We start from the raw sequence: 290 nt of genomic DNA, 5'->3' as shown, positions 1-290 counted from the left end.
TGTACAATAAATTTTTTGTATTTGAATAAGTATTTGAATATGAAAGAGAAACCAAATTTTTCGTCATCTTCAAATTCTTCGCTATAAAACTTAGGGGTAGGTTCTACTAGTAGAACAATTCCTTCTTCAGTATTTTCATCAGCGTTGTTACCTATCCAATGTTGTATAAACTCTTCTTTAGTAAAAGTAATAAGTCCATGGGCAGGATCGGATATATAAACGGTATCTTTTTTTATTTTGTAAAGTACTACATAATGGTTTTTATTCCAGTGTACAATACAAGGTAGTGG

1 protein-coding gene is annotated in these 290 nt (G+C 30.0%); it reads right to left on the bottom strand.

Going from position 1 to position 290, the window contains the following annotated elements; all coding sequences use genetic code 11:
* A partial coding sequence (locus tag F7018_RS17960) for a cysteine peptidase family C39 domain-containing protein (RefSeq protein ID WP_246175252.1) occupies positions 1-290 on the bottom strand: 290 nt, incomplete at both ends.

It is taken from the genome of Tenacibaculum aiptasiae, assembly GCF_008806755.1.
GTDB lineage: Bacteria > Bacteroidota > Bacteroidia > Flavobacteriales > Flavobacteriaceae > Polaribacter > Polaribacter aiptasiae.
The sequence above is the reverse complement of the archived record's forward strand: the minus strand, read 5'-3'. Positions and strand labels throughout refer to the sequence as shown.